This is a genomic window from Ideonella sp. P3_A4, from assembly GCF_056403075.1.
This window is the reverse complement of record NZ_JBFUGE010000461.1, coordinates 1-4,764: the sequence shown is the minus strand read 5'-3', so window position 1 is coordinate 4,764 and position 4,764 is coordinate 1. Positions and strand designations below refer to the sequence as shown.

At 64.3% G+C, this 4,764-nt stretch carries 6 protein-coding genes; 4 read left to right on the top strand and 2 right to left on the bottom strand.

Going from position 1 to position 4,764, the window contains the following annotated elements; genetic code table 11:
- The coding region (locus AC1DYI_RS26785; RefSeq protein ID WP_477207171.1) for a hypothetical protein at positions 1–315 on the top strand (315 nt) is incomplete at its 5' end.
- A gap of 9 nt (positions 316–324) precedes the next feature.
- Here the strand turns inward: AC1DYI_RS26785 and AC1DYI_RS26780 are convergent.
- Complete coding sequence (locus AC1DYI_RS26780) at positions 325–1,296, bottom strand: ribonuclease Z (protein ID WP_477207170.1); 972 nt, start codon at positions 1,294–1,296, stop codon at positions 325–327.
- 178 nt (positions 1,297–1,474) lie between these two features.
- Here AC1DYI_RS26780 and AC1DYI_RS26775 point away from each other — a divergent pair, with 178 nt between their 5' ends.
- The 3 genes from AC1DYI_RS26775 (at position 1,475) to AC1DYI_RS26765 (ending at position 4,202) form a co-directional block, all read left to right on the top strand.
- Complete coding sequence (locus AC1DYI_RS26775) at positions 1,475–2,647, top strand: epoxide hydrolase family protein (RefSeq protein WP_477207169.1); 1,173 nt, start codon at positions 1,475–1,477, stop codon at positions 2,645–2,647.
- On the top strand, positions 2,619–3,317 hold the full coding sequence (locus tag AC1DYI_RS26770; protein WP_477207168.1) for a helix-turn-helix transcriptional regulator: 699 nt from the start codon (positions 2,619–2,621) through the stop codon (positions 3,315–3,317). The genes AC1DYI_RS26775 and AC1DYI_RS26770 overlap by 29 nt, the downstream gene beginning before the upstream one ends.
- A 219-nt stretch (positions 3,318–3,536) precedes the next feature.
- Entirely contained in the window at positions 3,537–4,202 is a 666-nt protein-coding gene (locus tag AC1DYI_RS26765) for a hypothetical protein (protein WP_477207167.1), read from the top strand.
- A gap of 326 nt (positions 4,203–4,528) precedes the next feature.
- On the opposite strand, the gene AC1DYI_RS26760 is transcribed toward AC1DYI_RS26765, so the two are convergent.
- Positions 4,529–4,764, bottom strand: a 236-nt coding sequence (locus AC1DYI_RS26760) for a hypothetical protein (RefSeq protein ID WP_477207166.1), incomplete at its 5' end; no start/stop codon positions are given.

Sequence of the window (4,764 nt, the reverse complement as noted above, 5' to 3'; positions counted from 1 at the left end):
CTCCGGAAGGACGACAAGCTCTCCGACATGCTCACGGCCGAGATCGCGCAGGGCAGGCGCGGCATCATCAGCGTGCCGCAGAGAGACACCCCGTCATACAGCCATGCGATGAACGTCGTCCATGCCGACGACGGTTCGATTCACGTCATCGACGGCCAGAACGGCAAGGTCTACGACCTGTCGCAAGACGCAGACCGGAAGAGCTTCGATGACAAGTTTGGCCACAACGGTGGGCCTTGTGTCGCGCGGTTCTTCGAGACCGGTGCGGCGCCGCGCCCGGCCGCCATCGCTGACGACTGGGTGCACGTAGGGTGATTCGTCCGGTCAGGCCGCCACGGGCGCGATCTGGCTCAACTCTCCTGATCGACCCAGCCGGTACCGCGCAAAGTCCTCAGCCAGGAACAGTTGGCCGCGATAGACACGCGCCGCCTCGGCACGGACATCCTCAATCGACGGCCCTTGCTCCGCGTTCGCTTGGTAGCGCGCGCTGAAGTGGGTCAGCACAAGGTGCGGCAAACCGACTGATTGCGCGAAAGCCGCCACCAGCTCGGCGTAGCTGTGGCCCACGCCAGGGCCCACCKTGGCCGCCACGTCGGCGGTGTAGGTCGCCTCGTGCACCAGCACCTGGCAGCCCTTGCTCGCTTCGGTCAGCAGTGCAGGGCGGTCGTTGTCGCCGCCGACGATGATCTTGCGCGGGGCGTAGGGGTGCGTCAGGTAGTCGGCGTGACGCAGCAGCCGGCCCTCGTGTTCCACATCCTGGCCCTTCTTCAGACGGCCCCACAGCGGCCCTTGTGGCACACCGTCGCTCTGCAGCTTCTCTGTGTCGAGCGCCGGCTCGACATGCGCCTCGGTGAAGCTGTACGCGAACGAAGGCACGCGGTGCGACAGCTCGATCGCATCGACCACCCACGGGCCTACCGGCAGCCCGCGCGTCGATTCGGTTTGCACGAACTCGATCTCGAACGGCAGGTGCAGCTGAGTGAGCGCCTGGGTCGATCGAAACCATTCTTCGATGCCTTCGGGCGCGACGATCTTCAGCGGTGCCTGGCGGCCGCTCATGCCGGCGCTGGCCAACAGGCCTGGCAGACCGTAGCAATGGTCGCCATGCACGTGGGTGATGAAGATGGCCTGCAGGTCGCGCACCGACAAGTGCGTTTGCAGCAGTTGGTGCTGCGTGCCTTCGCCGCAATCGACCAGGCACCACCCGCTGCCTTGGTCTTCGATCAAGGCCAGCGCGGTGACGTTGCGGGTCTTGGTGGGCGTGCCGGACGACGTGCCCAGAAATAGCAGTTCCATGTTGTCGTTCTCCCTGTTTTCCCTCGTGCTTGAATTTTAGGCAGTGGTGGCAAACATGCCTTGGGCGTGGCCGCATCCACTTTCAACGTTGCGAGCGCGGTGTCGGTTTTCTACAAGATCGGGAATCGACTTTGCCGGACAGTGAGGCCATCGCCACTGACCACTGCAAGGAGCCCCGATGAACACGACGACGATCCGCCCGTTCCAGATCGAAATCCCGCAAGAGCAAATCGCGGACCTGCGCCGCCGCCTCGCCGCCACGCGCTGGCCGCAGCCGGTGGTGCAGGACTTCAGCCACGGCCAGGCGCTGTCGCTGGTGCAGGAGCTGGCCGCTTACTGGGCCGACGGCTTCGACTGGCGCGCGCAGGAAGCCAAGCTGAACCGCCACCCGCAGTTCATGACCGAGATCGATGGCCAGACGATCCACTTCATCCATGTGAAGTCGAAGGAGCTCAACGCCTTCCCGCTGATCCTGACGCACGGCTGGCCCAGCTCGCCCGCCGAGTACCTGGACCTGATCGGCCCGCTGACCGATCCGCGTGCCTACGGCCTCGATGCTTCGCTGGCCTTCGACGTGGTGATTCCTTCGGCGCCGGGCATGGGCCTGTCTTCGCCGTTGGCCGCGGCCGGCTGGGACGCAGCGCGCACCGCCGCGGCCTGGGACACGCTGATGAAGCGGCTGGGCTACACCCGCTACGGTGCGCAAGGCGGCGACGTGGGCGCGCTGATTGCTCGCGAGCTGGGCATCCTCGCGCCCGAAGGCCTGGCCGGCGTCCACATGCAGCAGGTCTTCGCTTTCCCCAGCGGCGCGCCCGGCGAGATGGAAGGGCTGTCGCCTTTCGAGATGGAGGGGTTCAAGAGCCTGGACTACTTCCGCAAGTACGCGGGTTATGTCGACATCCAGTCCAAGCGCCCGGGCACGCTGGCCTACGGGCTGGTCGATTCGCCGGCCGCGTTGCTGTCGTGGAACGCCGAGCTGTTCTTCGGCTTCGAAGGCGAGCGTGCCGCCGAGGTGGACCGAGACCGCTTCCTGACGCACGTGTCGCTCTACTGGTTCACGGGCACCGGTGGCCAGGCGGCGGAGTTCTACATGGCCAATGCGCAGAGTGGCGCCGGCTACCGCGAGTTGCCGAACCACACGCCGACGGCGGTGGCGGTCTTCCCGAACGACTTCCGCTCGGTACGGAAGTTCGTAGCCCGCTCGCATACCCGCTTGGTACAGTGGACCGAGATGCCGCGCGGCGGCCACTTCGCCAACGAAACGGACGCCCCCCTCGTCATCGACGACCTGCGCCGCTTCTTCGGCGGTCTGCAGTCGACAGATGGAGCCCACGGAAGGACTGATCGTTGAGGAAGAGCGGCTGGCGGACTCGCCCCTGGTGGCGAAGGTCCGCCGCGCCCGCTACACGGCCGATGCCCGCGAGATGGCCTTACCCGATGGTTCGTGGGACCTGCTGTTCCTGCGTCGCGGCGACGGCCCGCTGATCGTCATTCAGACGGGCCAGATCGCGGCGCCGCTGGCTGTTGACGGACACGCTGGCGACGAGATGCTGACGATCGCCTTCAAGCCCGAGGTCTACATGCCCCGCCTGCCGGGGCGTTTGACTTTCAATCAGGGTGTGTCGCGTCCGGTCGAAGCCGAACGCAGTTTCTGGATCGATTCGGAGCGCTTCGAGATCCCGAGCTTCGACAACGTCGAGCACCTCGTGGCCGCCTTGGCACGCAAAGGCCTGCTGGAGCGCGACCTCGTGGTCTTGCGGGCGCTGCAAGGTGCTCGCCAGCGGCTCGACGAGCGCAGCATCCAGCGCCACTTTGCCGAGGTCACGGGCCTCGGCCTCAAGGCCTTCCAGCAGATCGCCCGCGCCCACGACGCGGCCCGCCTGCTTCGACAAGGGCAGACACCGTCACAAGTCGCAGCCGAACTGGGCTTCAGCGACCAGGCTCACATGACGCATTCGCTCAAGCGCTTCCTCGGCCAGACGCCGCGGCAGATCGTCAAGCAGCGCGGCAGCGGGGCTTGAGTTCTTGACAGCGCTGGTGGCCTGCCCAGGCGCCATTGCCGGCGGAACCACAGGCAACGCGCATGTGGCACATGTCTCGGGTCGCCGGGGTTTGATCCGCTGGTGCGTCGCTCGGTGCACTGGTGGACCCGAAAATCCGTGACCAAGTATTTTCTTCCAGGGTGGCTACGACATCCGTCTGAGCCACCACCCTCACATCCCCTTCGATCCTTATCCATCGTGCTGCGCATCGCCTCTGTCTTTCTTCTTTCCATTCTGATGTCGGCATGCGCCACCAGCCCGAAGGCTGATGCAACGACAGACGTGCCAGCAGCACCGGCGCAACCCGCGCCGAAAGTGTCGAAAGCGCGGAAAGCTCTGGAAGCGACAGCCGCCGACGGCATCCGTCTCACGGACAACCGGAGCCTGGAGCAGAAGAAGGCCGCCAGGCCGAACGGCTTCTGGGCTCCATTGGCCTTCTTTGCTGAGAACAAGTTTTCACCGAGAGCTTTCGATCGGTTTCAAGCGGCACTCTTGCTGGACAAGTCGCTGCCTCGCCCGATCGAGGTCGAAGTGGACGAGTTTCGAGTGGCAGATTTCTGGCCGGCGCGGGTTCTGGCGGCCCAACCGGGTCTCCTGACTTCCGCGATCGTTGGCGCAATCACCGACAGCCATGTGGACTGGAGTTTCATCGACGAAGCCAACATACCCAGGGACGCCGACTCCGTGATTTGCATCTTTGTCGGAAAAATCAATGGGCGTCCGGTCAAGCTCGTCACCAGTGAAACCTATCACCAAGTGTCCACGTTCGGCGTGACCGTGTATCACGATGACGGCTTCAAGAGCGCCCTGGATGTGGTGATCGAGCGTGCCGCTCAACTCGCCCTTGATCAAGCCAGCCATTGAAACGCTGACGTCGAGCGTGCTTCGTCGAAAAATCGGCGCCCTGCGTTTGAACGCGCTTGGGCCTGGGAGTAGATCGGCTGCGGGCTGATCGTTCTACTTTCAGGCCGTTGCTAAGCCGCCGGACGCGCATTGCGACTCGCCACCATCGCGGACTTAGTCCCTTCAAGACGATCGGCAGCAACTTCGGTGGCGGCCAGTCTGGCCCGTATCAAGCGAGACCGACGGGATCGATCGCCAGTTCCAGACCGTCAGATCCGCGCAAGGCGTGGTCGCTCGGCTGCATGATGCAGAGCGGCGGTGTCCGTGAACCCGCCCAGGCTGTGCCTCTAGGATGCTGTGTCGTCGCATTTCAGTTCTTTGAACAGCGCTCCACCGTCCTTGCCCGCCGCTTTTAGCGCCACGATGCATGCCTCATACTTCTTCCGTGCCACTTCGAGTTTCAAAGACTCCGCAAGAGCAGCCGCCTCCTTCTGATCCCGCTCTTTGAAAGCATCGAAAACGGCTCCTGCGGCACTGAAGTAGGCTGAAAGTACATCGGCCGGTAGCTTGAGTAGGGCGACGA

Excerpts from the sequence above, each read along its gene's own strand:
- AC1DYI_RS26775 (WP_477207169.1), top strand. The coding sequence starts at position 1,475 with ATGAACACGACGACGATCCGCCCGTTCCAGATCGAAATCCCGCAAGAG.
- AC1DYI_RS26770 (WP_477207168.1), top strand. The coding sequence starts at position 2,619 with ATGGAGCCCACGGAAGGACTGATCGTTGAGGAAGAGCGGCTGGCGGAC.